This is a genomic window from Ideonella oryzae, assembly GCF_024055665.1.
GTDB lineage: Bacteria > Pseudomonadota > Gammaproteobacteria > Burkholderiales > Burkholderiaceae_C > Ideonella > Ideonella oryzae.
In genome coordinates this window covers 325548-350920 of sequence record NZ_JAMXMC010000003.1, presented here as the reverse complement: position 1 = coordinate 350920, position 25373 = coordinate 325548, and the positions used below count along the sequence as shown (strand labels likewise).

The 25373-nt window shown below is 68.5% G+C and carries 24 protein-coding genes; 15 read left to right on the top strand and 9 right to left on the bottom strand.

The genetic code is table 11. The features are described from left to right. The first annotated feature begins 14 nt into the window (after positions 1 to 14). Positions 15 to 581 (top strand): transcription elongation factor GreB, encoded by a 567-nt coding sequence (gene greB, locus M0L44_RS06630; RefSeq protein WP_252768857.1) that lies wholly within the window; start codon positions 15 to 17, stop codon positions 579 to 581. 30 nt (positions 582 to 611) lie between these two features. Here the strand turns inward: greB and M0L44_RS06625 are convergent, their stop codons facing one another. From M0L44_RS06625 to M0L44_RS06610, 4 genes are all read right to left on the bottom strand, one after another. Continuing rightward, positions 612 to 2903, bottom strand: coding sequence for a RelA/SpoT family protein (locus tag M0L44_RS06625; protein WP_435526390.1), 2292 nt, complete (start codon positions 2901 to 2903; stop codon positions 612 to 614). Positions 2904 to 3028: 125 nt separating this feature from the next. Further along, complete coding sequence (gene rpoZ, locus M0L44_RS06620; protein ID WP_252768855.1) at positions 3029 to 3232, bottom strand: DNA-directed RNA polymerase subunit omega; 204 nt, start codon at positions 3230 to 3232, stop codon at positions 3029 to 3031. A 46-nt stretch (positions 3233 to 3278) separates the two neighbouring features. Further along, a complete protein-coding gene (gmk, locus tag M0L44_RS06615) occupies positions 3279 to 3899 on the bottom strand; it encodes a guanylate kinase (RefSeq protein WP_252768918.1) in 621 nt (206 codons plus the stop codon). 11 nt (positions 3900 to 3910) lie between these two features. Then, a complete protein-coding gene (locus M0L44_RS06610; protein WP_252768854.1) occupies positions 3911 to 4825 on the bottom strand; it encodes a YicC/YloC family endoribonuclease in 915 nt (304 codons plus the stop codon). Between the two features lie 30 nt (positions 4826 to 4855). Between M0L44_RS06610 and M0L44_RS06605 the strand changes: the two genes are divergently transcribed. From M0L44_RS06605 to M0L44_RS06575, 7 genes are all read left to right on the top strand, one after another. Next, positions 4856 to 5824 (top strand): serine/threonine protein kinase, encoded by a 969-nt coding sequence (locus tag M0L44_RS06605; RefSeq protein WP_151124021.1) that lies wholly within the window; start codon positions 4856 to 4858, stop codon positions 5822 to 5824. Between the two features lie 31 nt (positions 5825 to 5855). After that, positions 5856 to 6770, top strand: coding sequence for a PP2C family protein-serine/threonine phosphatase (locus M0L44_RS06600; protein ID WP_252768853.1), 915 nt, complete (start codon positions 5856 to 5858; stop codon positions 6768 to 6770). A gap of 72 nt (positions 6771 to 6842) precedes the next feature. Next, a complete protein-coding gene (gene rph / locus M0L44_RS06595) occupies positions 6843 to 7586 on the top strand; it encodes a ribonuclease PH (RefSeq protein WP_252768852.1) in 744 nt (247 codons plus the stop codon). Between the two features lie 10 nt (positions 7587 to 7596). Next, the gene (locus M0L44_RS06590; protein WP_252768851.1) at positions 7597 to 8241 is read left to right on the top strand and encodes a non-canonical purine NTP pyrophosphatase; all 645 of its coding nucleotides are present in this window, start codon (positions 7597 to 7599) and stop codon (positions 8239 to 8241) included. A 14-nt stretch (positions 8242 to 8255) separates the two neighbouring features. Further along, on the top strand, positions 8256 to 9494 hold the full coding sequence (hemW, locus tag M0L44_RS06585; RefSeq protein ID WP_252768850.1) for a radical SAM family heme chaperone HemW: 1239 nt from the start codon (positions 8256 to 8258) through the stop codon (positions 9492 to 9494). Between the two features lie 20 nt (positions 9495 to 9514). Further along, on the top strand, positions 9515 to 10861 hold the full coding sequence (locus M0L44_RS06580) for a glutamine synthetase family protein (protein ID WP_252768849.1): 1347 nt from the start codon (positions 9515 to 9517) through the stop codon (positions 10859 to 10861). Positions 10862 to 10930: 69 nt separating this feature from the next. After that, the gene (locus M0L44_RS06575) at positions 10931 to 11698 is read left to right on the top strand and encodes a hypothetical protein (protein WP_252768848.1); all 768 of its coding nucleotides are present in this window, start codon (positions 10931 to 10933) and stop codon (positions 11696 to 11698) included. A gap of 26 nt (positions 11699 to 11724) precedes the next feature. Here the strand turns inward: M0L44_RS06575 and M0L44_RS06570 are convergent, their stop codons facing one another. Genes M0L44_RS06570 through M0L44_RS06560 form a run of 3 tightly spaced genes read right to left on the bottom strand, consistent with a single transcriptional unit; the run spans position 11725 to position 14470 of the window. Continuing rightward, positions 11725 to 12864, bottom strand: coding sequence for a protein-glutamate methylesterase/protein-glutamine glutaminase (locus M0L44_RS06570; protein ID WP_252768847.1), 1140 nt, complete (start codon positions 12862 to 12864; stop codon positions 11725 to 11727). A gap of 35 nt (positions 12865 to 12899) precedes the next feature. Beyond that, complete coding sequence (cheD, locus tag M0L44_RS06565; RefSeq protein WP_435526389.1) at positions 12900 to 13586, bottom strand: chemoreceptor glutamine deamidase CheD; 687 nt, start codon at positions 13584 to 13586, stop codon at positions 12900 to 12902. 11 nt (positions 13587 to 13597) lie between these two features. Further along, positions 13598 to 14470 carry a CheR family methyltransferase gene (locus M0L44_RS06560; RefSeq protein WP_252768846.1) on the bottom strand — a complete coding sequence of 291 codons (873 nt, stop codon included), beginning with the start codon at positions 14468 to 14470 and terminating at the stop codon, positions 13598 to 13600. A 302-nt stretch (positions 14471 to 14772) separates the two neighbouring features. Between M0L44_RS06560 and M0L44_RS06555 the strand changes: the two genes are divergently transcribed. From M0L44_RS06555 to M0L44_RS06545, 3 genes are read left to right on the top strand one after another with little or no spacing between them, the layout of a single operon-like run. Continuing rightward, a complete protein-coding gene (locus M0L44_RS06555) occupies positions 14773 to 15441 on the top strand; it encodes a GGDEF domain-containing protein (RefSeq protein WP_252768916.1) in 669 nt (222 codons plus the stop codon). Continuing rightward, positions 15438 to 16238, top strand: coding sequence for a MinD/ParA family protein (locus tag M0L44_RS06550; protein ID WP_252768845.1), 801 nt, complete (start codon positions 15438 to 15440; stop codon positions 16236 to 16238). The genes M0L44_RS06555 and M0L44_RS06550 overlap by 4 nt, the downstream gene beginning before the upstream one ends. Beyond that, positions 16238 to 16657, top strand: a complete 420-nt coding sequence (locus M0L44_RS06545) for a group II truncated hemoglobin (RefSeq protein WP_252768844.1) — start codon at positions 16238 to 16240, stop codon at positions 16655 to 16657. Before M0L44_RS06550 ends, M0L44_RS06545 begins: the two co-directional genes overlap by 1 nt. 3 nt (positions 16658 to 16660) lie before the next feature. Here M0L44_RS06545 and M0L44_RS06540 read toward each other — a convergent pair whose 3' ends face one another. Together M0L44_RS06540 and radC are read right to left on the bottom strand one after the other, a co-directional pair. Continuing rightward, the gene (locus M0L44_RS06540; RefSeq protein WP_252768843.1) at positions 16661 to 17326 is read right to left on the bottom strand and encodes a Smr/MutS family protein; all 666 of its coding nucleotides are present in this window, start codon (positions 17324 to 17326) and stop codon (positions 16661 to 16663) included. 75 nt (positions 17327 to 17401) lie between these two features. Next, complete coding sequence (gene radC, locus M0L44_RS06535) at positions 17402 to 18076, bottom strand: RadC family protein (protein WP_151124031.1); 675 nt, start codon at positions 18074 to 18076, stop codon at positions 17402 to 17404. 102 nt (positions 18077 to 18178) lie between these two features. Here radC and M0L44_RS06530 point away from each other — a divergent pair, with 102 nt between their 5' ends. From M0L44_RS06530 to M0L44_RS22170, 4 genes are all read left to right on the top strand, one after another. Then, positions 18179 to 18622: an FKBP-type peptidyl-prolyl cis-trans isomerase gene (locus tag M0L44_RS06530; RefSeq protein ID WP_252768842.1), complete on the top strand. Its 444-nt coding sequence runs from the start codon at positions 18179 to 18181 to the stop codon at positions 18620 to 18622. Between the two features lies 1 nt (position 18623). Beyond that, complete coding sequence (gene ispH, locus M0L44_RS06525; RefSeq protein WP_252768841.1) at positions 18624 to 19601, top strand: 4-hydroxy-3-methylbut-2-enyl diphosphate reductase; 978 nt, start codon at positions 18624 to 18626, stop codon at positions 19599 to 19601. A 90-nt stretch (positions 19602 to 19691) separates the two neighbouring features. Next, positions 19692 to 21011: a serine--tRNA ligase gene (serS, locus tag M0L44_RS06520; protein ID WP_252768840.1), complete on the top strand. Its 1320-nt coding sequence runs from the start codon at positions 19692 to 19694 to the stop codon at positions 21009 to 21011. 28 nt (positions 21012 to 21039) lie between these two features. Further along, positions 21040 to 25323, top strand: coding sequence for an SNF2-related protein (locus M0L44_RS22170; protein WP_252768839.1), 4284 nt, complete (start codon positions 21040 to 21042; stop codon positions 25321 to 25323). Positions 25324 to 25373 lie beyond the last annotated feature (50 nt).

The window sequence follows — 25373 nt, the reverse complement described above, 5'->3', positions numbered from 1 at the left end:
GGACACGACCCGAGATGAGCAAGGCCTTCACCAAGGAAAGCGATGGTGCCGACGATGACGACGACAGCGGGGGCCTGCCACCGCTGCCTGCCGGCACCAAGAACTACATCACCCCAGCTGGCTACGCCCGCCTGCGGGCCGAACTGCTGGCGTTGATCGATGTCGAGCGCCCCAAGGTGGTGGAGGTGGTGCACTGGGCTGCCCTGAACGGCGACCGCTCAGAAAACGGGGACTATCTCTACGGCAAAAAGCGGTTGCGCGAGATCGACCGCCGCATCCGCTTCCTGACCAAACGCCTGGACATCGCCGAGGTGGCCGACCCCTCGGCCCACCATGGCCATGACCAGATCTTCTTCGGCGCCACGGTGACTTACGCCACCGGCAAGGGCGAGGAGCGCACCATCACGATCAAGGGCGTGGACGAGGTGGATCACCTGGCTGGGGAGGTGAGCTGGGTGTCTCCGATTGCGCGGGCGCTGCTCAAGGCCCGCGAGGGCGATGAAGTCACGCTCAGCACGCCCGGCGGCGTGGAGACGCTGGAGGTGCTGGAGGTGCGCTACCCGTCCCCCGTGGCAGATTGAGGCGCCGCGCTGTCGCGCAAGCCAGGCTTTTCAGCTGGGCTTGACGCGCTGCACCTTCAGCACGGCCGCGCTGCGCTTGAGGGTGCGCAGCACATCGGCCAGGTGCTGGCGGTCGCGCACGCTGACCAGGATGCGCATTTCGGCCGTGGTGCCCACGGCCTCGTCGCCCATGTCGATGTGGGTGATGTCCGCCTCGGCGCTGCTGATGGCCTGAGCCACCTGGGCCAGCGCCCCTTTGCCATTGCGCATGACGACGCTGACGGCGGTCTCGAAGGCGCGGATCGGCTCCTCCGACCATTCGACCTGCATCCAGCGCTCACGGTCGCGCTCGAACAGGCGCTTGCCGACCGAGCAGTCGGCGGTGTGCACCACCAGCCCTTCGCCCCGGCCCAGGTAACCGACGATGGCATCGCCCGGAATGGGGCGACAGCAGGGCGCCAGCGTGATGGAGCCGCCCTCGGAGCCATCGATGACCACCAGGCCCTGGCTCGGGGCGTTGTCATCGTGGCTGTAGCGGCCCAGACTCAGCGTCACGGCATCGGGCACTTGGCCCTGTTCGCGCAGCAATTGGGCGATGCGCTTGGCCACGATGGTGGCAATCTTCTTGCCGGTGCCCACGTCGGTCAGCAGATCGGCCGGGGTGCGGTTGCCGCTCCAGCGCAGCAGCACCGGCCAGATCGACGGGCGCCCCTCCGTCGCTTCCTGTGGGGGCAGGGGCAGCCCCTCGGCACGCAGAGCCTGGGCCAGCATCTTCTGCCCCAGGGCCTGGGTTTCCTCGTTTTCCAGGGTCTTGAGGTAGTGCCGGATCTTGGAGCGGGCGCGGCCGGTCCGCACGAAATTCAGCCAGGCTGGGTTGGGCCGGGCGCCGGGGGCGGTGACCACTTCCACCACGTCGCCGGAGTTCAGCGTGGCCCGCAGCGTGGCCGGTTCGCCGTTGATCTTGGCGGCCACGCAGTGGTCGCCCACGTCGGAGTGGATGGCGTAGGCGAAGTCCACCGGCGTGGCTCCCTTGGGCAGGGCCAGGATCTTGCTCTTGGGCGTGAAGACGTAGACCGCGTCCGGGACCAGGTCGATCTTGACGTGCTCCAGGAACTCGCCAGCGTCGCGGGTCTCGTCCTGGATGTCCAGCAGCGACTTCAGCCACAACGCACCCAGGCGCTGGGCCACATCGCCGGGGTTGGCTTCCTGGCCGACCTTGTAGAGCCAGTGCGCGGCGATGCCTGCCTCCGCCACCGCGTGCATCTCCTCGGTGCGGATCTGGAACTCCACCGAGGTACCCAGCGGGCTCACCAGGGTGGTGTGCAGCGACTTGTAGCCGTTGGGCTTGGGGATGGCGATGTAGTCCTTGAAACGGCCCGGCACCGGCTTGTAGAGCTGGTGCAGCACGCCCAGGGCCAGATAGCACTCCGGCATCGTCTGAACGATGATGCGAAAGCCGAAGATGTCATTGACCTGGGCGAAGCCGGCGTGCTTCTCTTCCATCTTGCGGTAGATGGAGTAGACCGTCTTCTCGCGGCCGCTGACCTCGACCTTCATCTTCGCCTCGTTGAAGGCGGCCACCACGTCGTCGTGCACACGCGAGACGATGTCGCGCCGGTAGCCGCGCGCGCGCAGCACCGCTTTCTGCAGCGCGCCGAAGCGCCAGGGGTGGATGAAGGAGAAGGACAGCTCCTGCAGCTCGCGGTAGGTCTGGTTCAGGCCCAGCCGGTGCGCGATGGGGGCGTAGATGTCCAGCGTCTCGCGGGCGATGCGGGCCCGCTTGTGCGGGGCCATCGCCTCCATCGTGCGCATGTTGTGCAGGCGGTCGCAGAGCTTGATCAGGATGACGCGCACATCGCGCGACATCGCCAGCAGCATCTTGCGGAAGGACTCGGCCTGGCTTTCCTCGCGGGTCGAGAACTGCAGCTTGTCCAGTTTGGTGAGGCCGTCCACCAACTCGGCGGTGGGGGCGCCGAAGCGCTCGATCAGTTCGACCTTGGTGACGCCGCAGTCCTCCATGGCGTCGTGCATCAGCGCGGCCATGATGGCCTGGGCGTCCAGCTTCCAGTCGGCCACCAGACCGGCCACCGCGATGGGGTGGGTGATGTAGGGTTGCCCGCTGGCGCGGAACTGGCCCAGGTGGGCTTCGTCAGCGAACTTGTAGGCGTCGCGCACCTTCTTGAGATCGGCCTTGCCCAGGTAGCCCAGCTTGTCTGCCAGCTCCGCAAAAGAGGCGACCTCGGTCGGTGCGGTGCCCACGGCAGGGGCCATGGCCGGCAGTTGGCGGGGCCGTCCCTGCAAGGCAGCAGGCAGCAAATCGGCGGCGAAGGAACGAATACCCATGGGCTGAATTTAGCCCATAACCCGCACCCACGGCGGTCTGGGTCTACTTGGAAGAGGCGCCTGAAATGGAAACGGGCGCCCTCAGGCGCCCGTTGACTCCGGGTTTCCCCGTGCGATGCCTGCGATCAGGTCGGCACCTTGCGCAGCATCTCCACGCCGACGTCGCCCGAGGCGATTTCGCGCAGCGCGGTGACGCCCGGCTTGTTCTTCGAGTCGATCTTCGGCGCATGGCCTTGGCTCAGCATGCGGGCCCGGTAGGTCGCGGCCAGCACCAGCTGGAAGCGGTTCGGGATCTTCTTCAGGCAGTCTTCAACGGTGATGCGGGCCATGGCGTGAATTCCTGACGGGTGAATTCTTCAAGAGAAATTGCGGCAATCAGGCCAGATCCAAAGCGGTGAAGACGGTGGATTTGGCGCGCCGCTGCGTCACATACTTGAGACGCTGCGAATGGACGACGGTTTTCAGATCGAAAAGCGCTGTCTCGAACAAGCCGTTGATTATAACGTAGTCGAAATGGCGGGCCTGGGCCACCTCGTGGCGGGCATTGCCCATGCGCTGGGCAATCACGTCCGCATGGTCTTCGCCCCGTCGGCGCAGGCGCTGTTCCAACTCCTGCCAACTCGGCGGCAGGATGAAAATCAGGACCGCGTGCGCGAACAACTGCTTGATCTGCAGTGCGCCCTGGTAGTCGATCTCCAACACCACGTCATCACCGGCCATCAGCCGCTGCTCGATGCCCACGCGAGAGGTGCCGTAGCGGTTGCCATGCACCTCGGCCCATTCGAAGAACTCGCCGCGGTGGACCATGGCCTGGAATTCATCTGGGCTGACGAACCAGTATTCACGGCCATGCTGCTCCTGCCCACGCGGGGCCCGCGTGGTGTGCGAGACGGAGACCTGCAGGTGCGAGTCGAGCTCCAGCAGGGCCTTGACCAAGCTGGACTTGCCGGCCCCGCTGGGGGCGGCCACGACGAAGAGATTGCCGGGGGTTTCCATCGGGGGCGTGCTCATTCGATGTTCTGGACCTGTTCGCGCATCTGCTCGATCAAGACCTTCATGTCCACGGAAATGCCGGTCAGCTCCAAGGCCGCCGACTTGGAGCCCAGGGTGTTGGCTTCCCGGTGCAGTTCCTGGATCAGGAAGTCCAGGCGCTTGCCCAACTCGCCGCCGGCCTTGAGCAGGCGCTCGATCTCGTCGAGGTGGGCGCTCAGGCGGGTCAGTTCCTCGGCCACGTCGATGCGGATGGCGAAGGCCGCCGCCTCGCCCAGCGCACGGTCGCGGGCGGCCTCGGCGGAGACGCCGTTGCCGCTGTCGCCGGCGCTGGCCAGGGCCTCCTGCCAGCGTTCCAGGAAGCGCTGCTGCTGCTTCTGGACCACGGCCGGCACCAGGGGCTCGGCCTGAGCCGCCAGCGTGCGCAGCGTCCCGATGCGGTCCAGCAGCATGGCCGCCAGGCGCTTGCCCTCGCGGGCGCGGGCCTGCTTCAGGCTGTCGATGGCGGCTTTGGCGGCCTGGTGCACCAGCTCATCCAGGGCTGCGGGCACCGCGCCGGCGCTGCCACCTCGGCACCATTGCAGCGCCTCGTGCACCGACAAGGGCGGGGCCTTGGGCAACCAGCCCTGAACCGTGCTCTCCAGCCGGGACAGCCGGTTGAGCTGTTCGGGCGTGGGCTGGGGCAGGGCGTCATCGGCAGCGCGCCCCACCGCGGCGCGCAACTCCACCTTGCCGCGGCGCAGGGCGCCGGTCAGCAGCTCGCGCAATGCGGGCTCGGCCTGGCGCAATTCGTCGGGCAGACGGAAGGCGATGTCGAGGAAACGGCTGTTGACCGTGCGGACTTCCACAGTCACGCCAGGCGCGGTGGTGTCGGAGTCTGTAACCGGTGCCGCGCTGGCGCTGGCGAAGCCGGTCATGCTGTAAACTGGCATGAAGCTTTTGCAGGAAGCAAAACCCCAATTATGTCAAAGCCGAAACCCGCCCCGTTGCCCGCGGGCACCGTGGTCGGTGGCTACCAGATCGTCAAGAAACTGGCCGCCGGCGGTTTTGGCGTGGTCTACCTCGCCGAGGACGAGAGCCGCCACCTCGTGGCGCTCAAGGAATACCTCCCGGCTTCGCTGGCTGAACGAGCCCCCGGCGAACTGATCCCCCGCGTCAAGCCAGAGAAGCAGCCGCTGTACCGGCTGGGCCTCAAGAGCTTCTTCGAGGAGGGCCGCTCGCTGGCGCAGATCAGCCACCCCAGCGTCGTCTCGGTGCTGAACTTCTTCCGCGAGAACGAGACCGTCTACATGGTGATGAACTACCTGCAGGGCGACACCCTGCAGGACTTCATCGTCACTGCCCGCGACCTCAAGCGCGACAAGGTTTTCCGCGAATCGACCATCCGTTCGCTGTTCGATGAGATCTTGCGCGGGCTGCGCATCGTCCACCAGCACAAGATGCTGCACTTGGACATCAAGCCGGCCAACATCTTCATCACCAACGACAACAAGGCGGTGCTGCTGGATTTCGGCGCGGCGCGCGAGGTGCTGAGCAAGGAAGGCAACTTCATCCGGCCGATGTACACGCCGGGCTTTGCCGCGCCCGAGATGTACCGGCGTGACGGCTCGCTGGGGCCCTGGACCGACATCTACGCCATCGGCGCCTGCATCTATGCCTGCATGCAGGGCTACCCGCCCAATGACGCGCCACAGCGCATCGAGAAGGACCGCCTGCAACTGTCGCTTTCGCGCATGCGCAACGTCTATTCCGACAACCTGATCGAGGTCACCGAATGGTGCATGTCGCTTGATCCGCTGTCCCGTCCGCAAAGTGTGTTCGCGCTGCAGAAGGAGCTTTCGCGCGAGACCGAGCGGCGCTACACCTCGCTGGGCTTCACCGAACGGTTGAAGCTGCAGATCGAGAACCTCAAGTCCGGCAGCCGCGCCTGAGCGCTGCCATCTTCAGAGCACAGGTCCCGTGATGAGGTTTTCCGTCTACCAGATCAGCCGCAAGGGCGGCCGCGAGAAGAACGAGGACCGGATGGGCTACTGCTACACGCGGGAGTCCGGCCTGTTCGCCCTGGCCGATGGCATGGGCGGTCACCCCGAAGGCGAGGTGGCCTCGCAGCTCGCGCTGCAGACCCTGGCGGCCGCCTTCCAGCGCGAGGCCAAGCCCGCGCTGAAGAATCCGATCCGCTTTCTTCAGGACGCCATCCTGGCCGGCCACCATCAGCTGCTCCGCTACGCGACCGAACGGGCCCTGGTGGACACGCCGCGCACCACCGTCGTGGCCTGCGTGCTGCAGGGCAAGTCGGCCTACTGGGCGCACTGCGGCGATTCGCGCCTGTACCTGGTGCGCAAGGGGCAGCTGCATGCCCGCACACGGGACCACTCCTACATCGAGCTGCAGGAGAGTCTGGCCCATGTCGTGCCCATCGACGCGCGCTTCAACCGCTCGGTGCTCTTCACCTGCATGGGCAGCCCCGGCAAGCCGGTGATTGACACGGTCGGCCCGGTGCCTCTGCTGCCGGGCGATCGCCTCGTCGTCTGCTCCGACGGCCTGTGGAGCAGCGTGTCCGACGAGGTCATCGTCGAGATGCTCAGCGACCGGCCACTGCAGGACGCGGTGCCCGATCTGGTCGAGGAAGCGCTGCGCAACGGCGGTCCGCATTCTGACAACGTGACGCTGCTGGGCGTCGAGTGGGAGGCGGTCGAAGATGCCGACTCCACCGTGGGCATCTCCACCCGTACCCTGGGTGAAGACGTCTTCGCCTCGACCATCCAGGCCTCGATGAGCGACAGCGGGGCGGCTGATCTGGACGAGGCCGAGATCGAACGCTCGATCCGCGAGATCAACGAGGCCATCCGCCGTTCACCGCGCAAGCCTGGCAACTGACCGGCCCTCCCGATTCCTTCACGGCCGCCTCGCCCGCAGGCGGCCGTTGTTCTTGAAAGCAATGCACCTCCGATGAGCTACGAACGAACCCAGGGCCGTGCGGCCCATGCCCTGCGCCCGGTGCGCATCACCCGCGGCTTCACCCGCCACGCAGAGGGCTCGGTGCTGATCGAATTCGGCCAGACCCGTGTGCTGTGCACCGCCTCGGTCGAGGAGAAGGTGCCGCCCCACAAGAAGGGCAGCGGTGAGGGCTGGGTGACGGCCGAGTACGGCATGCTGCCGCGTGCCACCCACACCCGCAGCGCCCGCGAGGCCGCCAAGGGCAAGCAGACGGGCCGCACCCAGGAGATCCAGCGCCTGATCGGCCGCTCGCTGCGCGCGGTGTTCGACCTGGCCGCGCTGGGCGAGCGCACCATCACGCTGGACTGCGATGTACTGCAGGCCGATGGTGGCACCCGCACGGCGGCCATCACCGGCGCCTTCGTGGCGGCGCAGGATGCGGTGCAACGGCTGCTGGACCAGGGCCTGCTGAAGGCTTCGCCCATCCGTGACCATGTGGCAGCCATCTCGGTCGGCATCGTCGAAGGCACGCCGCTGCTGGACCTGGAGTATGTCGAGGACTCGGCCTGCGACACCGACATGAACGTGGTGATGACCGGTGCCGGTGGCTTCGTCGAGATCCAGGGCACCGCCGAAGGCGTGCCCTTCACCCGAGGCGAAATGGACCAACTCATGGCCCTGGCGACCGCCGGCATCACCGAGCTGGTGGGCCTGCAGCAGGTGGCGCTGGCCCAGCCGCTGTCCCAGGCGGATTGAGGGGGTAGGCATGAGCGCGCCGCTGCGTCTGGTGCTGGCCTCCAACAACGCCAAGAAGCTCAAGGAGCTGGGCGCCCTGTTCGGCCCCCTGCCCATCGAACTGGTGACCCAGGGCTCGCTGGGCGTGAGCGAGGCCGAGGAGCCGCACATCACGTTCATCGAGAACGCGCTGGCCAAGGCGCGGCATGCGGCTCAGGCCACGGGTCTCCCGGCGATCGCCGACGATTCCGGTCTGTGCGTGGACGCACTGGGCGGTGCGCCGGGCGTGCAGAGCGCCGTGTTCGCCCCCGTTGAGGCCAACCCCAGTCTGGATCGTGAAGCCTTGCGTCGATGGCAGGACCAGGCCAACAACACCTTGCTGCTGCAGCGTCTGCACAGTGTCAGCGACCGCCGTGCCGCCTTTGTCTGCACGCTGGTGGCGGTGCGTTCGGCGGCCGATCCCGAGCCGCTGATCGCCTTCGGTCGCTGGGGCGGCGAGATCCTCGCGGCCCCGCAAGGGCAGGGCGGCTTTGGCTACGACCCGCTGATGTTCATTCCCGCCTTCGGCTGCACGGTGGCCGAGCTGCCCGCCGAGACCAAGAACGCCCACAGCCACCGCGCCTTGGCCGCGGCGCAGATGGTCGAGCGCCTGCGTGGCGACTGGCACCTGGCCTGATGGTCTCTGGCTGCATGACGGACACCCCGCCCCCCGGCACCCTCGCGGAACGCAGCGTGTTGGCGCTGCCTGACCGCTATTTGCGCCCAGGCACCCTGCAGCTGGGCGCACCGCCCCCCCTGTCGGTCTATGTGCATCTGCCCTGGTGTCTGCAGAAGTGCCCTTACTGCGACTTCAACTCGCATGCGGTCACCCCCGGCGAACTGCCCGAGGCCCGCTACCTGGACGCGCTGCGCGCCGATCTGGAGGCCAGTCTGCCGCTGGTCTGGGGGCGCGGCGTGCACAGCGTGTTCCTGGGCGGCGGCACGCCCAGCCTGTTCTCGCCGGAGGGCATTGCCCGTCTGCTGAGCGAGCTGCGCACCCTGCTGCCGCTGCAACCGGGCTGCGAGGTGACGCTGGAGGCGAATCCGGGCACCTTCGAGGCGGCCCGGTTCCGGGCCTTCCGCGAGGCTGGCGTGACCCGCCTGTCGATCGGCGTGCAAAGCTTCGACGATGCCAAGCTCAAGGCCCTGGGGCGTGTGCACGACCGGCGGCAGGCCCTGGCCGCGGCCGAACTGGCCGCCGAGGTGTTCGACACCTTCAACCTGGACCTGATGTACGCCCTGCCGGGGCAGGACATGGCGGGTCTGGAGACCGACCTGCGGACCGCGCTGTCCTTCGCGCCGCCCCACCTGTCGCTTTACCACCTGACGCTGGAGCCCAACACTGCGTTTGCGCTCAAGCCCCCGGTGCTGCCCGACGAGGACATCAGCGCGGAGATGCTGGACCGTCTGGTCGAACTCACTGCGGCGGCTGGACTGGAGCGCTACGAAGTCTCCGCCTATGCGCGGCCGGGCCACCGTTGCACCCACAACCTGAATTACTGGCAGTTCGGCGACTACCTGGGCCTGGGGGCCGGGGCGCATGGCAAGCTGAGCTTCCCGCACCGGGTGCTGCGTCAGGTGAAGTGGCGCGAGCCGGCGGCCTACATGCGCGAGGCCCTGGCCGGGCAGGCCGTGTCCAATGAGCAGGAGGTGGCCCGCAAGGCGCTGCCCTTCGAGTTCATGCTCAACGCCCTGCGCCTGCGCGAGGGCTTCGAACTCGGTCTGTTCGGTGAGCGGACAGGCCTGCCCCCCTCGGCGCTGACCGCGCCTGTCGATCAGGCTGTGGCACGTGGGCTGCTTGAGCGTCTGGAGACGCCGCAGGGCCCCGTGCTGCGGCCCACCGCCCGGGGCTTCGATTTCCTGAGCGATCTGCAAGAACTCTTTCTCTGAGGCCCGAGCCGGTCATGACGATGAGCCACCTCCCCACCGCCGCCGATCTTCTGCAACGCTTTAGCCAGGAGGGTGTGCGGGACGTGGAGTGCCTGTTTCCCGATGTCTCGGGTTATCCGCGCGGCAAGCTGATGCCGGCGGCGTCCTTTGCTCGGGGACAGGAGCTGCGCATGGCCCAGGCCATCCCGATGCAGTGCGTCACGGGGGAGTACTCCTACGATCCGATCTTCCCGGACGAGGACCCGGACGTGCGCCTGGTGCCCGATCTGGCCACGCTGCGGCGCTCACCTTGGGCCAGCGTGCCGCGCTATCTGGCCGTGCACGACTGCGTGGAACTCGATGGCGAGCTCTGCGCCTTCGCCCCGCGTTCGGTGCTGAAGAACGTGCTGGCGCGCTACGCCGCCCTGGGCCTGTCTCCGGTCGTGGCGCCGGAGATCGAGTTCTATCTGACCGAGGTCTGCACCGATCCTGCCCAGGCCCTGCGGCCACCCAAGGGGCGTGCCGGGCAGGGGGAGGTGGGGCAGTCGGCCTTCAGCATGAACCTGCTCAACGCCCTGGCACCCTTCTGGGACGAATTCCAGGCCGCGCTGGACACGCTGGGCATTGCCGCCGACACCTGGATCCACGAGGTCGGCTGCAGCCAGTACGAGATCAACCTGCTGCACGGCGACGCGTTGCAGCTGGCGGACCAGGCCTTTCTCTTCAAGTACGCGGCCAAGGAGATTGCGCTGCGCCATGGCATGAACGCGGTGTTCATGGCCAAGCCCATCGCGGGCGAGGCGGGCAGCAGCATGCATCTGCACCAGAGCGTGGTGGACGCCCATGGGCGCAACATCTTCAGCGACGAAGCGGGCCAGGCCACGCCGGCCTTTGCGCACTACATCGGCGGACTCCAGACCTATCTGCCCGATCTGGTGCTGGTGTTCGCACCCTTCGTCAATTCCTACCGGCGCTATGTCACCGGCAGCCAGGCGCCCATCAATCTGCAATGGGGCGAGGACAATCGCACCGCCGGCCTGCGTGTACCCCTCAGCGCCCCAGCGGCCCGACGGGTGGAGAACCGCCTGGCCGGAGCGGATGCCAACCCTTATCTGGCCATTGCTGCCTCGCTGGCAGCCGGTCTGGCGGGAATGCAGACGCAGTGCGCGCCGACCGCCGCCCTGGTCGGCGATGGTTACCAGCAGACTCATGAACTGCCCCAGACGTTCATGGCCGCGCACGAACGTCTGGCGGGGAGCCTCCACGCGCAGGAGCTGCTGGGGCCGGATTTCATCCGCGCCTACCTTGCCGTCAAACAGCTTGAGCACGATCACTACCAAGCCGAAATCACCGCCTGGGAGCGTCGTTATCTCGTGGGACAGGCCTGAGGCCATCCCGCTTGTGTAAGCTCAGGTGGTGACAGACCATCACAAATTGACTCAGTTTTGCGAGGCACCATGACTTCGGCAGTAACCGCCCCGGCTCCCAATGCCCCCCTGATCATCTGGACGCTGCAACGCACCGGTGGCACCAACCTCACGGCCCATCTGGTGCAGCGCTCGGGTCTTCCTTCGGTGCCGCATGAGCCTTTCAACGGTGACCGGAACTGGGGCTATGTGGCGCAGAACTGGCAGCGGGACCGTGACGAGGCCGCTCTGGCCACGTCCCTGCGCGAGATCTGTGCCCGGCCGACAGTCATCAAGCACTGTGTGGAAAACGTGCCTTCGGCCGTGAACCTGGCCCTGGCGCGGGCCAGCGTGCAGGCCGGCTTCAAACACTTCTTCCTGTACCGCCGTGATCCGCTGGATCGCCTGCTGTCGCTGCATTTCGCCAAGGTGACCGGGGTCTGGGGGCCGGGGAAGCAGCCTTCGGATGCGGCATTGCAGGCGTCGGTGTTGCCGGTTGACAGCCTAGTGGCGCACGAACGCCGCTGCGCCAGCGAACTCGGCAGCGTCTGGCACCTTCTGAGGGAACTGGGGGCCTCGTCGCAGGCCCTGGCTTTCGAGGACCTGTACCAGGCGCCAAGCCTGGCCGTGGCTGCGGAGCGATTGACGGCGCTGTTTGCCTACCTGGGCTGGCAAGGCGGCGTCGGGGACGCGATGGCCCTGGCCCAGGACGTGGTGGGCAAGGGCAACCAGGGCACGCGGCACAAGTACCAGGAGTTCGCCGGCCGGGCCGAACTGGCCCGGGCCCTGGAAGCTGTGCCCCGCTTCACGCCAGACTGAGTTCCAGGGGGCACCGCCCCCTGGGCTCACACCCGGTGCAGCAGGGCGCCGTGGGTCTGGCGCAGCTTGTCCATCAGGTGCGGGGCGATCTGGGTGAGCGGCAGTACCTCATGGGCCGCACCGGCTTCGATGGCTTCGCGCGGCATGCCGAACACCACACAGCTGGCCTCGTCCTGGCAGTAGTTGTAGGCCCCGGCATCGCGCATCATCCGCATGGCCTTGGCGCCATCCGCACCCATGCCGGTCAGCATGATGCCGAAGGCGTTGGGGCCCGCCACCCGCGCGGCAGATTCGAACAGCACCTCCACTGAAGGCTTGTGTCGGTTCACCGGTTCGCCGTCGCGCACGCGGGCGATGTAGTTGGCCCCCGAGCGTTCCACGCTCAGGTGCAGGCCACCCGGAGCGATGTAGGCATGGCCCGGCAGGATCCGTTCGCCGTCCACGGCCTCCTTGACCCGGATGCGGCACAGGCCATCCAGCCGGGCGGCGTAGCTGCGGGTGAAGCCCGGCGGCATGTGCTGGGTGATGACCACGGCCGGCGCATCGGGTGGCAGGCCCAGCAGCACTTCCTTGGTCGCTTCGGTGCCGCCGGTGGAGGCCCCGATGAAGATGATCTTCTCGGTGGAGATCCGTCCCAGTCCAGAGCTGGGTGCCGGGCGTGCTGCGCCACCTGCCACGGCAGGAGATGCGACCGCCGAGACCGCCGCCACGGCACCGCCTGGCGCGGCGGGCCGGGCAGGTGCCGGCTGGGCCAGTCGCTTGATGTGGGCCTTGGCCGCGATGCGGACCTTGTCGGTGATCTCCTCGCCGAGCTGCTTGAGCCCGTCGGCGATGCCGATCTTGGGCTTGGCCACAAAGTCGATGGCGCCCAGCTCCAGGGCCTTGAGCGTGACTTCGGCGCCCCGCTCGGTCAGGGTGGAGACCATCACCACCGGCATCGGGCGCAGGCGCATCAGCTTGGACAGGAAGTCGATGCCGTCCATGCGCGGCATCTCCACGTCCAGCGTGATCACGTCGGGATTGAGGTTGCGGATCATCTCCCGCGCGGCGAAGGGATCTGCCGCCGCGCCGATGCACTCCATGTCCGGCTGGTGGTTGATGATTTCGCTCAGCAGGCTGCGCACCAGAGCGGAATCGTCCACCACCACCACGCGTGTCTTGGCCATCTTGTCGGTCCTCCGGAGTCTTGTCGGTGTGGGGTTCAGAACAGGTCGATCGAGCCGCCGCCGGTGGTGGCGGGAGCGGCGCGTTGGGCCGCCAGGCGGTCCTGGGCGACCAAGGCGTCGGCGCTGGCGGGGGCCAGGCGCTTGACCATGGCCTTGCCACTGGCTGGCAGGAAGCAGACCTTGCGGGGGTAGATGTCCAGCACATCCTTGGACACGATGGGAATGCGCTCCGTGGCCAGGAAGTCGGTGACGAACTTGGTGTTGCGCTCGCCCACGTTGATCGTGTTCATGCCGCTGATCACGGCGCCGCCGCCGAAGATCTTGGCTTCCATCGTCATCCGCGAGGCCCCGCGCTTCATCATCTCGTTGATCAGCAGTTCCATCGCATAGCTGCCGTAGCGGCCCGAGTCGCCCGTTCCCTCCGGCAGCATGAAGTGGTTCATGCCGCCGACGCGGGCATTGCGGTCCCACAGGCAGGCGGCGATGCAGGAGCCCAGCGTGGTCATGACGAGGATGTCCTCGTTGTCCACGTAGTACTCGCCGGGCAGCACCTTCACCGCCTCATTCTTGAAGTGCGCGTCGTAGAAGAAAAAGGACGCCTCGCCCGGTTTGCGGGGCTGGGCCTTCAGGCGTTCCAGACGGGCCGTGCGGTTGGGCAGCGCCGCCGGGTTGGGCATGGGGGGGGCTGCCGTTCGCAGGGAGGGGGTGGGCAGGGTGGCCATGGGGGCTCCGTTCAGACGCGCTGGTAGATGGTCTTGCCGCGCAGGACAAACCAGTCCCGGGCATCGGTGAAGTTCTCGGAGTGGCCGACGAAGAGCAGGCCACCCGGACGCATCACCCCGTGGATGCGATGCAGCACGGAGCGCTGGGTGTCGTGATCGAAATAGATCATCACGTTGCGACAGAACACCATGTCGAAGGGCTCGCCCATCGACCAGTGGGGGGTCATCAGGTTGAAGGGACGGAAGTCCACCATCTTGGCCAGTTCCGGCTTGATGCGGATGAAGCCGGCATTGGCCCCGGTGCCGCGCAGGAAGTGGCGCTTGAGACGCTCGGGCGACAAACCCCGTGCATCGGTGGAATACACCCCGCGGCGGGCGGTGGACAGCACCTTGGTGTCAATGTCGCTGGCCACCAGCCGGGCGCCGCAATGCTCGCCCAGCACTTCTGCCAGCACCATGGCGATGGAGTAGGGCTCTTCGCCCGTCGAGGACGCAGCGCACCAGATGCGTGGCGGCTTGCCCTTGAAGCCCTTGAGCGCCTCGGCCAGCGCCTGGAAATGGTGTTCCTCGCGGAAGAAGGAGGTCAGGTTGGTGGTGAGGCTGTTGACGAACTGCTGCCATTCCTGCTCGCCGGCCGGGCCGCTGACCCCTTCGAGCCACTGCAGGTAGTCCTTGAAGCTGCGGTGGCCGGTCTCGCGCAGTCGGCGCGACAGCCGGCTGTAGACCATGGCCCGCTTGCCGTCATGCAGGCTGATGCCGGCACGCTGGTAGATGAGCTTGCGCACCCGTTCAAAATCGGCCGGGCCGAAGCTGAACTCATGGTCGATCGCGTCGTCGTCGGAGACCGGGGCAAGTGCGCGCGTGGCGTCAAGGGATGCAGTCATGAGGGAATCAGGGCTGGCGGACGGGCCGACGTGGAGGACGCAGAGCGAGCAGGCTGGCGGCAAGCGCCCCGGTCTGCCCGGGTTTTCGGTGTTTGCAATGTTGCGAAGTCCACGTCGTCATGAGGGGAGAAGTTGAAGGGCGTTCACCACGCTATTTCGGCATCTGGTCGCCAGTTCTTCACTGCTAGACTGCTTCGAACCTGCACAGATATCCGTCTTTTCACACACTCTGTGAATCTGTGAACACCATCACCAATCACCGCGCGCTGGCCGATCCAGGCACTCTGCGGCTGGACCATGCGATGCAGTTGCTGCAGCAGTCCGGCCAGGACGAACTCTGTGGCGCGCCGGGCAGCGTGGCCTGGCTGCAAGGGCTGATCGACGCCCTGTGCGATCTCTCCAGTCGGGATGCCTTGTCCGGCCTGGCCAACCGCCGAGCCTTCGAGGCCGCCCTGCTGCGCGAGATCGACCGGGTGGCGCGCTCCGGTGAACCCGCCTTGTTGCTCATCCTGGACATCGACCACTTCAAACGGGTCAACGACAGCTACGGCCATCGGGTGGGGGATCTGGTGATCACGGCCGTGGCCGAAACGCTGCAGGAATGCGTGCGGCCGATGGACCTGCCGGCCCGCATCGGCGGCGAGGAGTTCGCCGTCATCCTGCCCAACTGCGCGCCCGCCTTTGCCCAGACCGTGGCAGAGCGTCTGCGCACCCGAATCGAGAACCGCATCATCGAGATCAGCCCCTCTCAAGCCTTGGGTGTCACGGTCAGCATCGGGGGCGCCTTCGCACCCCAGTGGGTGCGCTCGACCGCTTCCCTGTGGATCGAACGTGCCGACCTGCAGCTCTACCGGGCCAAGTCCGAGGGCCGCAACCGCACCTGTCTGGAACCCACGCCCGTCTCCACGGTCAGCGCCGAGGAAAAGGGCCTGCTCTTCGGCGGTGTCGTGCCGGAGGACAACGACGCATGACCTCTCTTCCGAATCTGTCCGTGCCTCCGGCGGGCTCCACGCGGCAGGCCCGCATCACCGCCATCACCAGCGGCAAGGGCGGGGTGGGCAAGACCTTCTCCTCGGCCAACCTCGCTGCCGCCCTGGCGCGCCAGGGCCTGCGCGTCCTGGTGCTGGATGCCGACCTGGGGCTGGCCAACCTGGATGTGGTGCTCAACCTCTATCCCAAGATCACGCTGCACGACGTCTTCACCGGCAAGCATTCCCTTGATGAAGCGGTGATGCCGGCGCCCGGCGGCTTCTCGGTGCTGCTGGCCGGCTCCGGCATGGTGGAATATTCCCGCCTCACGCCCGACGTGCGCGAGAAGCTGCTGGATGTCATCCGCCAGATGCGTCCCCACTTCGACCGCATCCTGTTGGACACCGGTGCGGGTATTTCCGATGTGGTGCTCTACACCGTGTCGCTGGCCGACGAGGTGCTGATCGTCAGCACGCCCGAGCCGACCTCGCTGACCGACGCCTACGCCACGATCAAGGTGCTGGCCACCAGCCACGGCCGGCGCGACCTGCGCCTGCTGATCAACCAGGTCAATCGGCCTGGCGAGGGGCGAACCATCCGTGGCCAGCTGCAGCAGGTGGTGGACCGCTATGTCACACCCGGCCTGGATGCGCCGGTCAAGCTGGAGTTCCTGGGTGAGATTCCCTCCGACCCGGCTGTCCGGGAGGCCGTGACTCGCCGACAATTGCTGCTGGAATGCTACCCCGGCAGCCCGGCCGCACAGGCGATGGTGGCTGCTGCCACCCGCCTGAGCGCCTGATGAGCACCGACGACCCCGAGAACGAGACCCCCACCCCCGGTCCCACGCCCTTTGAACAGCTGGGTGGCGAGTCCGCCATCCGGGCTCTGGTGGACCGTTTCTACGACCTGATGGATCTGGAGCCGCGCTACGCGCTGCTGCGTTCGGTGCACGGCAGCACGCTGGACGACGCGCGGGACAAGCTGTTCTGGTTCCTCTGCGGCTGGCTGGGTGGGCCCAACCATTTCATCGACCGCTTTGGCCATCCGCGGCTGCGGGCGCGGCATCTGCCGTTTTCCATCGGCGTGGAGGAGCGCAACCAGTGGCTGGCTTGCATGTTCCAGTCCATGGATGAGCAGGGCATCGAGCCGGCGCTGCGCACCCGGCTGGAACACTCGCTGTTCGAGACCGCCGACTGGATGCGCAACCGGCCGAGCTGAGCCTCAGCCGCCAGGCGATGCCGGCGCGCCGTGGCGCCGGCTACCCAGCAGCACGATCAGCGCGCCCGCGCCGCCTTGGGGACCCGAGGCCTGCGCGAAGGCGATCACCTCCTGGCGCTGAGCCAGCCAGCGCTGCACCTTGGCTTTGAGCACCGGCTCGCGCCCGGGCGAGCCCAGGCCCTTGCCGTGCACCACCCGCAGGCAGCGGCGGCTGTGCTGGTGGGCCTGGCGGATGAAGCCGGCCAGGGCCTCGCGGGCTTCGTCGCGCCGCAGGCCGTGCAGGTCCAGTTCGCCCTGGATGCTCCAGTGGCCGCGGCGCAGCTTGCTCACCACATCCGGGCCGATGTCCGGCCGACGAAAGCTCAGGCCATCGTCGGTCAGCAGCAGGGATTCGACGTCCACCTCGTCCGAGAGCGCGGCCTTCAGCGCCGCCTGCTCGTCCAGCTCACGCTGCCGGGGAATCGGCTCGGGCAGCGGTCGGCTGGCCACCGCGCGGTCGGCTCGCTTCAAGGCTTGCACCGCGCCCACGGCCCGGCTGAACAGATGGCGTTCCGCCTCGGCCCGGGCCTGCTCGGCAGCCTGGCGGGCCTGCTCGGCCTGCGCTTCAGCCTGGGCACGGCGCAGCTCGGCGCGCAAGCGGCCCAGGTCCTGCAGTCCGTGTCCCTTCATCGCTGGTCTTCCTCTGGCAAGCCGCTAGCCTACAACAGGCGAGGGACATGACCTGCGCGCAGGGCCTCGCCAGATTCAGAGCAGCCCGCGCTCCGCGAAGCTCACCACCTCGCCTGCTCCCACCACCAGGTGGTCCAGCACCCGCACGTCCACCATCTGCAGCGCCGTCTTGAGGGACTGGGTCAGGAACTCGTCGGCCTTGGACGGCTCGGCCAGGCCCGAAGGGTGGTTGTGGGCCAGGATCACCGCGCCGGCGTTCAGGTCCATGGCTTGGCGCAGCACTTCTCGGGGGTAAACGCTGGTCTGGGTGAGGGTGCCAGTGAACAGCTCGCGCCATTCGATCAGGCGGTGCTGGCTGTCCAGGAACAGCACGCCGAAGACTTCCTTCTCGCGCCGGGCCAGGTGCAGGCTGACGTAGTCCTTCACGGTGCGGGGCGAATCGAACACCGGGCCGCGCTCCAGCGGCTGGCGCAGGGCGCGGCGGGCCATTTCCATCACCGCGGCCAGCTCAGCCCGCTTGGCCGGCCCCAGGCCCTTGATGCGGCGGAAGTCTTCCGCCTGGGCCTGCAGCAGGCCGCCAAAGCCGGCAAAGTGGCCCAGCAGTTCGTCGGCCAGCATCAGCACGCCCTTGCCCTTCAGGCCGGTGCGCAGCAGCAGGGCCAGCAACTCTGCATCCGCCAGTGCCGCCGGCCCCTGGGCCAGCAGCTTTTCCCGCGGGCGCAGGGCCGCAGGCAGATCCTTCAATGACATCCATGGCTCCCTGGACTTGGAAAGACCGTGTGCCCGGTGTGCCCCAGGCGCCACGGGCTGCCCCGTAAAATCGGGCCAGACTATCAGCGCGAGCGACACCCTGTGAATACCATCCAGCCGGGATCCTTCCTCACCTTGCACTACCGTCTCGCCGGGCCAGACGGTGCGGATGTGGTCACCACCTTCAACGACCAGCCAGCCACCCTGACACTGGGCGCCGGCCAACTGGCCCCCGCCTTCGAGGCCAAACTGCTGGGGCTGGAGGAGGGCGCGCGCGCCAGCTTCACCTTGGCGCCGGGCGAGGCCTTCGGCGAGCGCAACCCCGAGATGGTCCAGCGCGTCAGCCTGGCTCTCCTGCGCGAGCACGGCGACCCGGAGGCCGAGTACAACGTCGGCGACGTGGTCGAGTTCCCCACGCCGGACGGCCAGGGCCGTTTTGCCGGCGTGCTGCGCGAGCTGGCCGGCGACAGCGCGGTGTTCGACTTCAACCACCCCCTGGCGGGCCAGGCCGTGACCTTCGAGGTCCAGGTCATCGGGGTGCTCTGAGATGACAGCGACGGCACAACCCGGTGACATCCTCCTGGCTGAGCCGCGCGGCTTCTGCGCCGGCGTGGACCGGGCCATCGAGATCGTCGAGCGCGCCCTCAAGATCCACGGTGCGCCCATCTATGTGCGCCACGAGATCGTGCACAACACCTATGTGGTCAACGACCTCAAGGCCAAGGGCGCCATCTTTATCGAGGATCTGGCCGATGTGCCGGCCGGCGCAACCCTGGTGTTCTCGGCCCACGGCGTGCCCAAGGCCGTGGAGACCGAGGCGGCGGCGCGAGGCTTCCGTGTCTTTGACGCCACCTGCCCGCTGGTCACCAAGGTGCATGTGGAAGTGGCCAAGCTCTCCAAGGAAGGCTACCAGTTCATCATGATCGGCCACAAGGGCCACCCCGAGGTGGAAGGCACCATGGGCCAGCTGCACGAGGGCATCTTCCTGGTGGAAGATGCCGAGGACGTGGCCACCGTGCCGGTGACCCGCCCCGACAAGCTGGCCGTGGTCACCCAAACCACGCTGAGTGTGGACGACGCAGCCGAGATTCTGGCCGCGGTGAAGGAGCGCTTCCCCCTGGTGCGCGAGCCCAAGAAGCAGGACATCTGCTACGCCACCCAGAACCGCCAGGACGCGGTCAAGGTGCTGGCGCCGGCGGTGGACGTGGTCATCGTGGTGGGCAGCCCCACCAGCTCCAACAGCAACCGCCTGCGCGAGCTGGCCGAGCGCCTGGGCACGCCGGCCTACATGGTCGATTCGGCCGAGGACCTGAAGGCGCAGTGGCTGGCCGACCGGCCCCGCGTGGGCCTGACCGCTGGCGCCTCCGCGCCCGACGTGCTGGTGCAGGCCGTGATCGCGAGGCTCAAGGCACTGGGCTCGGTGTCGGTGCGGCACATGCCCGGTGTCAAGGAGACGACCGAGTTCCCGCTGCCCAAGGGGCTGGGCGACAAGTCCATGGCCGAGTTCGCCGCCTCGCGATCCTGAGCCCGGAATCCCGTTGATTCCACAGGAGGGGCTGACGCTGCGGTGCGCCCCTCTGCCTACAATTTCCAGAATTCCCCGAAAGAACACACCATGCTCGACATCAGCCTGCTGCGGCGCGACCTGGACGCCGTCGTGGCCCGCCTCCAGACCCGCAAGAACCCCCAGCCCTTCCTGGACGTCGACCGCTTCAAGACCCTGGAGGCCGAGCGCAAGCAGCTGCAGGTCCGCACCGAAGAGTTGCAGGCCAAGCGCAACAGCCTGTCCAAGCAGATCGGCATGCTCAAGGGCAAGGCCGCCAAGGGCGAGGACACCGCAGCCCAGGTGGCTACGCTGATGGCCGAGGTGGCCGCCATTGCCGACGAGATGACCTCCGGCACGGCCCGTCTGGAGGCTTTGCAGGCCGAGATGGCCGACATGCTGCTGGGCGTGCCCAACCTGCCCCAGGCCGACGTGCCTGTGGGGGCCGACGAGACCGCCAATGTGGAAGTGCGCCGCTGGGGCACTCCCCGCAGCTTCGACTTCCCGGTCAAGGACCATGTGGACCTGGGCGCGCCCCTGGGCCTGGACTTCGAGACCGGCGCCAAGCTCAGCGGTTCGCGCTTCAGCGTGATGCGCGGCCCCATCGCCCGGCTGCACCGTGCGCTCGCCCAGTTCATGCTGGACCTGCACACCACCCGCCACGGCTACACCGAGTGCTACACGCCCTACATCGTGCATGGCAAGACCATGCAGGGCACCGGCCAGCTGCCCAAGTTCGAGCAGGACCTCTTCCACGTCACCTCCGGCGCGGCCGAGGCGGCCAGCAGCAAGTGGTACCTGATCCCCACCGCCGAGGTCACGCTGACCAACACGGTGGCCGACAGCATCCTGGCGGCCGATGAGCTGCCCATCAAGCTGACTGCCCACAGCCCCTGCTTCCGTTCGGAAGCCGGCTCGGCCGGCCGCGACACCCGCGGCCTGATTCGCCAGCACCAGTTCGACAAGGTCGAGATGGTGCAGATCGTCGCGCCCGAGCACAGCAACGCCGCGCTGGAGGAGATGACCGGTCACGCCGAGGCCGTGCTGCAGGCCCTGGGCTTGCCCTACCGCGCCGTGCTGCTGTGCAGCGGCGACATGGGTTTTGGTTCGACCAAGACCTATGACCTGGACGTGTGGGTGCCGGCGCAGAACACCTACCGCGAGATCAGCTCGTGTTCCAACATGGGTGACTTCCAGGCCCGCCGCATGCAGGCCCGCTTCAAGAACGCCCAGGGCAAGACCGAGTTGGTCCACACCCTCAACGGCTCCGGCCTGGCGGTGGGCCGCACGCTGGTGGCCGTGCTGGAGAACTACCAGCAGGCCGACGGCAGCGTCGCCGTGCCCGAGGCGCTGCAGCCCTACCTGGGCGGTCTGACCGTCCTGACGGCCTGAGCCTGGCGGGCGTTTCATCCTGACCGGTGTGACGACCCCGACCCACGCCGCGCTGCCGCCCCTGGCGCGCGCGGTACTGGGCGCGTTGGCGCTGGGCGCGGTGGCGCGTCCGCGCAGCTGGGTCTTCGAGGCCCTGGCCGAGCCGGCGCTGCGCGAGACCGGCGAGCGCCGCCCCACACAGGAGCACGTCCGCGAAGCCCTGCATGGGCTGTCGCAGGGAGGCTGGGTGGTGCAAGACCTGCGCCGCACCGGCTTCTGGTCGCTCCAGCCGGCCGCGGTGGCACCGGCCTGGCAGGGCCTGCTGGACACCGCTTCCGCCGAAACCCTGCGCGACACCCTGGCGCGTTGCGACGGCTACCCGCTGCTGGCGTTCAGCCGCCACGGCGACATTCGCCTGCCCTCGGTGGATGCCGCCGTGGCACGCATCCGGCTGGAAGCCCTGACCGGTGCCTCGCTGCTCGACTTGAAGGGCCTGGAGCCACGCCTGCCCTGGGGCTGCGACCGCCTGGACCAAGTGCTGCCGCTGGCCATCGGCCCGGTGCTGGGCGACGACACCCTGCCCTGGCTGGCGCCCGAAGTCGCCGCCATCACCCTGCAGGACGCGGTGGCCGGCTGCCTGAATCTGCTGCCTGCACCCGAGGGGCTGGACCTGAACGCTGCCGTCACCGGCCTGCTGGCCCGCGGCGGCCCGGGTGAACCCGCCGAACTGGGCCTGCTGCGCTGGACCCAGGCCGAATGGTTGTGCGCCCAAGGCCGGGGTGATGGGCTGGAAGCCTGCGTGGCCCCGTCCCTGCAGGCTGGCGGCACGCCCGACGATGCCGCCCTGCCAGGGCGAATGGCCTTGCACGGCGCCATGCTGTCTGTTCTCGACGCTCAGGCCGGGCGTTGGGAGGCCTGCATCGCCCGGGCCGAGCAGGCCCTGGCCGATCTGCGCAAGCTCACCGGCCGGCGCACGCGGCTGCTCCCCCAGCAGGCCGGCACCGCCTATGTACTGGCCCTGCTGGCCCGCGGCACGGCGGCCGACCTGGCCACGGCGCTCAAGTTCTGCCTGGGCGAGGGCGGCAAGCGCGAGCCGGTGCTGGACAGCCCCTTCGGCTTCATGGCGCTCGCCATCCAGATGCGGCAGGGTGAGGCCCGGCGCGAGCTGGGCAGCTTCCGGCCCTACACGCTGGGCGGGCGGGTGCAGGTCTCGCCGCTGGACCTGTGGCGCTGGCTGATGCGGGCCTGGCTCAAGGAAGGGGCCGTGCCGGAGGCCCTGTCCCTGCCGGAACTGGAGGCGGCCGGGCAGCTGCGGCAGCGTCTGCTCGCGTCCGGTCAGACCGTGGCGGCGAAGCAGCTGGATGCCGCGCTGTGCGTTCTGCAGGGCGAAGTCCCTCCGCCAGGCTTCTTCATCGCTGGGCCGCGCGAGCAGTGGCAACAGGCGCTTGAGGCTTTGCGCGGCATCGTGGCCCCGACGCCAGCTGAGCCGGTGGCTGCCATCGAGACCCGGCTGCGCTGGGTGCTGGAGCTGGACGCCCGCGGCGCGGTGCTGGACCTGCAGGCCCTGGAGCAACGCCAGGGCGTGCGGGGCTGGGGCAAGCTCAAGGAGGTGCCGCTGTCGCGCCTGCAGCGCGGGGCCGAGGCCCTGCCGCCGGCCGATGCCGCGGTGGCCCGCACCCTGCAGCAGGAGCGCTACGGCCGCGATGTGCGTTTCGATCTGCCCGCGGCTGTGGTGGCCCTGGTGGGGCACCCGTCCGTCGCCCTGTCCGAAGACCCGGATCAGCCCATCGAACTGCAGGAGGCCAGTGCCGAACTGGAGGTGCTGCGCGAGGGCGAGCGCCTGCGGGTGCGCCTGTGGCCACCCATGCAGGTGGCCGCCGACGAGGCCCAGGCCCGCTGGGGCGGCAGCCCGGCCGAGCAGAAGCAGCTGGAGGCGCTGCGCCTGATCTGCGTGGTGCGCGATAGCCCGCGGCGGGCTCGGCTGGTGCGCCTCACCCCGGCCCAGAAGCGGGTGGCTCAGCTGCTGGGCCCCGAGGGGCTGGACATCCCGCCCCAGGGCGCGGGGCAATTGCAGCAGGTGCTGACTGGCCTGGGCGCCCATTTCCGCATCCACAGCGACGACGCCCAGACCGCCCAGGCCGAGCGCGAGCTGCCGGCCGATGCCCGGCTGCGCGCCGAGCTGGTGCCGGTGGGCGAGGGGCTGCAGCTGCGCCTGGTGGCCGCGCCTTTCGGGCCGGACTTTGCGACCGAGGGCCCCCGCCTGGTGCCCGGCAATGGCCGCGCCCGCCTGGTGGCCACGCTGGGTGGTGAATCGCTGGGCGTGCAGCGCGACCTGGCGGCCGAGCGCGCCCATCTGGACGCGGTGCTGCAGGCCTGCCCCTGGCTGGCCGACGCACCCGAAGGCGCGCCCTGCGAATGGTCGCTGGACGAGCCCGAACAGGCCCTGGCCGTGGTGGAGCGCCTGGGGCCGCTCAACGCCCTGCAGGCCCTGGACTGGCCCCAGGGCCAGGCCCTGCGGGTGGACAGCCGCGGCACCGCCGCGCTGACCCTGCGCGTGCACACCCGCCAGGAATGGCTGGCGCTGGAGGGCGAGCTGGCGGTGGACGAAGCGCTGGTGCTGGGCCTGCAGCAGCTGGTGGCCCTGCAGCAAGGCCGCAAGAGCCGTTTCGTGCCGCTGGGCGAAGGCCGCTACCTGGCCCTGACCCAGGAGCTCAAGGAGCGGCTGGACGCCCTGGCCACGGTGGCCGGGCTGCGGGCGGGCAAGGACGACCTGGCCACGCTGCGCATTCCCAAGCTGGCCGCGCCCTGGCTGCAACAGCTGACCGAAGACCTGAACGTGCAGGTGGACGAGGCGTTTGCCCGGCAACTCGCCCGCCTGGACGAGGCGCGGGCCTGGGTGCCGGTTCTGCCCAAAACCCTGCAGGCCACGCTGCGGCCTTACCAGGAAGAAGGCTTCGAATGGGCCATGCGTCTGGCCCATGCCGGCCTGGGCGCCTGCCTGGCCGACGACATGGGCCTGGGCAAGACGCTGCAAGCCCTGGCCGTGTTGCTGGCCCGTGCCGCCCAGGGACCGGCCCTGGTGGTGGCGCCCACTTCATTGGTCGGTAACTGGCGGGCCGAGGCCCGGCGCTTTGCGCCCTCGCTGGATGTGCAGATCTATGGTGAACCTGGCGCCGACCGGGCCGCTCAGCGCGCGCTTGACCGGCCGGGCCAGATCCTGCTGGTGTCCTACGCCCTGCTGCAGCCCGAGGCCGAGGCTTTTGCCGAGCGCCCCTGGACCACGCTGGTGCTGGACGAGGCCCAGGCCATCAAGAACGCGGCGGCCAAGCGCACCCAGGCGGTGTTCGGCCTGCAGGCGGGCTTCCGCCTGGCGCTGTCGGGCACGCCCATCGAGAACCGGCTGGGCGAGCTCTGGTCGGTCATGCAGGCCTGCAACCCCGGGCTGCTGGGTACGCTGACCCGCTTCAACGAGCGCTTTGCCGGCCCCATCGAGCGCCAGCGCGACAAGGCTGCGCGCCGGCAACTCAGCCGCCTGATCGCGCCCTTCATCCTGCGCCGCACCAAGGCCCAGGTGCTGGACGACCTGCCGCCGCGGACCGAGCTGGTGCTCAAGGTGCAGCCCGACGCCGCCGAGCAGGCCCACTACGAGGCCCTGCGGCGCGACGCCCTGGTGGCCGCCGAGCGCAGTCTGACGGGCGATGCGCCGGGCCAGGCCCAGTTCAACATCCTGGCGGGCCTGACCCGGCTGCGCCGCGCCGCCTGTGACCCGCGCCTGGTCACGCCCTCGCTGAGCCTGGTGGGTGCCAAGGTGCAGGCCTTTGGCGAGCTGGCCGCCGAGCTGGTGGCCAACGGCCACAAGGCCCTGGTCTTCAGCCAGTTCGTTGACTTCCTGTCCCTGCTGAAGGCGCCGCTGGACGCGGCCGGCATCGCCTACCAGTACCTGGATGGCAGCACGCCGGCGGCCGAGCGCATGCAGCGCGTCGATGCCTTCCAGGCCGGCGTGGGCGACCTGTTCCTGATCAGCCTGAAGGCCGGCGGTTTCGGCCTGAACCTGACGGTGGCCGACTACGTGGTGATTGCCGACCCCTGGTGGAACCCGGCGGTGGAGGACCAGGCCAGCGGCCGGGCCCACCGCATCGGCCAGCAGCGGCCGGTGACGGTCTACCGCCTGGTCACCGAAGGCACGTTGGAAGAGAAGATCCTGACCCTGCACCGCGACAAGCGCGAACTGGCGGACCTGCTGTTGGCGGGCGAGGAGGGGGGAGGGCTGCCGTCGGGCGAGGAGCTCATCGCGCTGATGCGAGAGCAGGCCTGGCCCGATGACCAGCAATGAACAGGGCGGGTGAGATTCCCACGCGAGCCGCTTGCTGAACTTTGAAAGCC

What these genes read in the sequence shown, in the direction of transcription:
- greB (WP_252768857.1), top strand. Translation starts at nt 15, where the DNA reads ATGAGCAAGGCCTTCACCAAGGAAAGCGATGGTGCCGACGATGACGAC.
- M0L44_RS06625 (WP_435526390.1), bottom strand. Translation starts at nt 2,903, where the DNA reads ATGGGTATTCGTTCCTTCGCCGCCGATTTGCTGCCTGCTGCCTTGCAG.
- rpoZ (WP_252768855.1), bottom strand. Translation starts at nt 3,232, where the DNA reads ATGGCCCGCATCACCGTTGAAGACTGCCTGAAGAAGATCCCGAACCGC.
- gmk (WP_252768918.1), bottom strand. Translation starts at nt 3,899, where the DNA reads ATGGAAACCCCCGGCAATCTCTTCGTCGTGGCCGCCCCCAGCGGGGCC.
- M0L44_RS06610 (WP_252768854.1), bottom strand. Translation starts at nt 4,825, where the DNA reads ATGCCAGTTTACAGCATGACCGGCTTCGCCAGCGCCAGCGCGGCACCG.
- M0L44_RS06605 (WP_151124021.1), top strand. Translation starts at nt 4,856, where the DNA reads ATGTCAAAGCCGAAACCCGCCCCGTTGCCCGCGGGCACCGTGGTCGGT.
- M0L44_RS06600 (WP_252768853.1), top strand. Translation starts at nt 5,856, where the DNA reads ATGAGGTTTTCCGTCTACCAGATCAGCCGCAAGGGCGGCCGCGAGAAG.
- rph (WP_252768852.1), top strand. Translation starts at nt 6,843, where the DNA reads ATGAGCTACGAACGAACCCAGGGCCGTGCGGCCCATGCCCTGCGCCCG.
- M0L44_RS06590 (WP_252768851.1), top strand. Translation starts at nt 7,597, where the DNA reads ATGAGCGCGCCGCTGCGTCTGGTGCTGGCCTCCAACAACGCCAAGAAG.
- hemW (WP_252768850.1), top strand. Translation starts at nt 8,256, where the DNA reads ATGACGGACACCCCGCCCCCCGGCACCCTCGCGGAACGCAGCGTGTTG.
- M0L44_RS06580 (WP_252768849.1), top strand. Translation starts at nt 9,515, where the DNA reads ATGAGCCACCTCCCCACCGCCGCCGATCTTCTGCAACGCTTTAGCCAG.
- M0L44_RS06575 (WP_252768848.1), top strand. Translation starts at nt 10,931, where the DNA reads ATGACTTCGGCAGTAACCGCCCCGGCTCCCAATGCCCCCCTGATCATC.
- M0L44_RS06570 (WP_252768847.1), bottom strand. Translation starts at nt 12,864, where the DNA reads ATGGCCAAGACACGCGTGGTGGTGGTGGACGATTCCGCTCTGGTGCGC.
- cheD (WP_435526389.1), bottom strand. Translation starts at nt 13,586, where the DNA reads ATGGCCACCCTGCCCACCCCCTCCCTGCGAACGGCAGCCCCCCCCATG.
- M0L44_RS06560 (WP_252768846.1), bottom strand. Translation starts at nt 14,470, where the DNA reads ATGACTGCATCCCTTGACGCCACGCGCGCACTTGCCCCGGTCTCCGAC.
- M0L44_RS06555 (WP_252768916.1), top strand. Translation starts at nt 14,773, where the DNA reads ATGCAGTTGCTGCAGCAGTCCGGCCAGGACGAACTCTGTGGCGCGCCG.
- M0L44_RS06550 (WP_252768845.1), top strand. Translation starts at nt 15,438, where the DNA reads ATGACCTCTCTTCCGAATCTGTCCGTGCCTCCGGCGGGCTCCACGCGG.
- M0L44_RS06545 (WP_252768844.1), top strand. Translation starts at nt 16,238, where the DNA reads ATGAGCACCGACGACCCCGAGAACGAGACCCCCACCCCCGGTCCCACG.
- M0L44_RS06540 (WP_252768843.1), bottom strand. Translation starts at nt 17,326, where the DNA reads ATGAAGGGACACGGACTGCAGGACCTGGGCCGCTTGCGCGCCGAGCTG.
- radC (WP_151124031.1), bottom strand. Translation starts at nt 18,076, where the DNA reads ATGTCATTGAAGGATCTGCCTGCGGCCCTGCGCCCGCGGGAAAAGCTG.
- ispH (WP_252768841.1), top strand. Translation starts at nt 18,624, where the DNA reads ATGACAGCGACGGCACAACCCGGTGACATCCTCCTGGCTGAGCCGCGC.
- serS (WP_252768840.1), top strand. Translation starts at nt 19,692, where the DNA reads ATGCTCGACATCAGCCTGCTGCGGCGCGACCTGGACGCCGTCGTGGCC.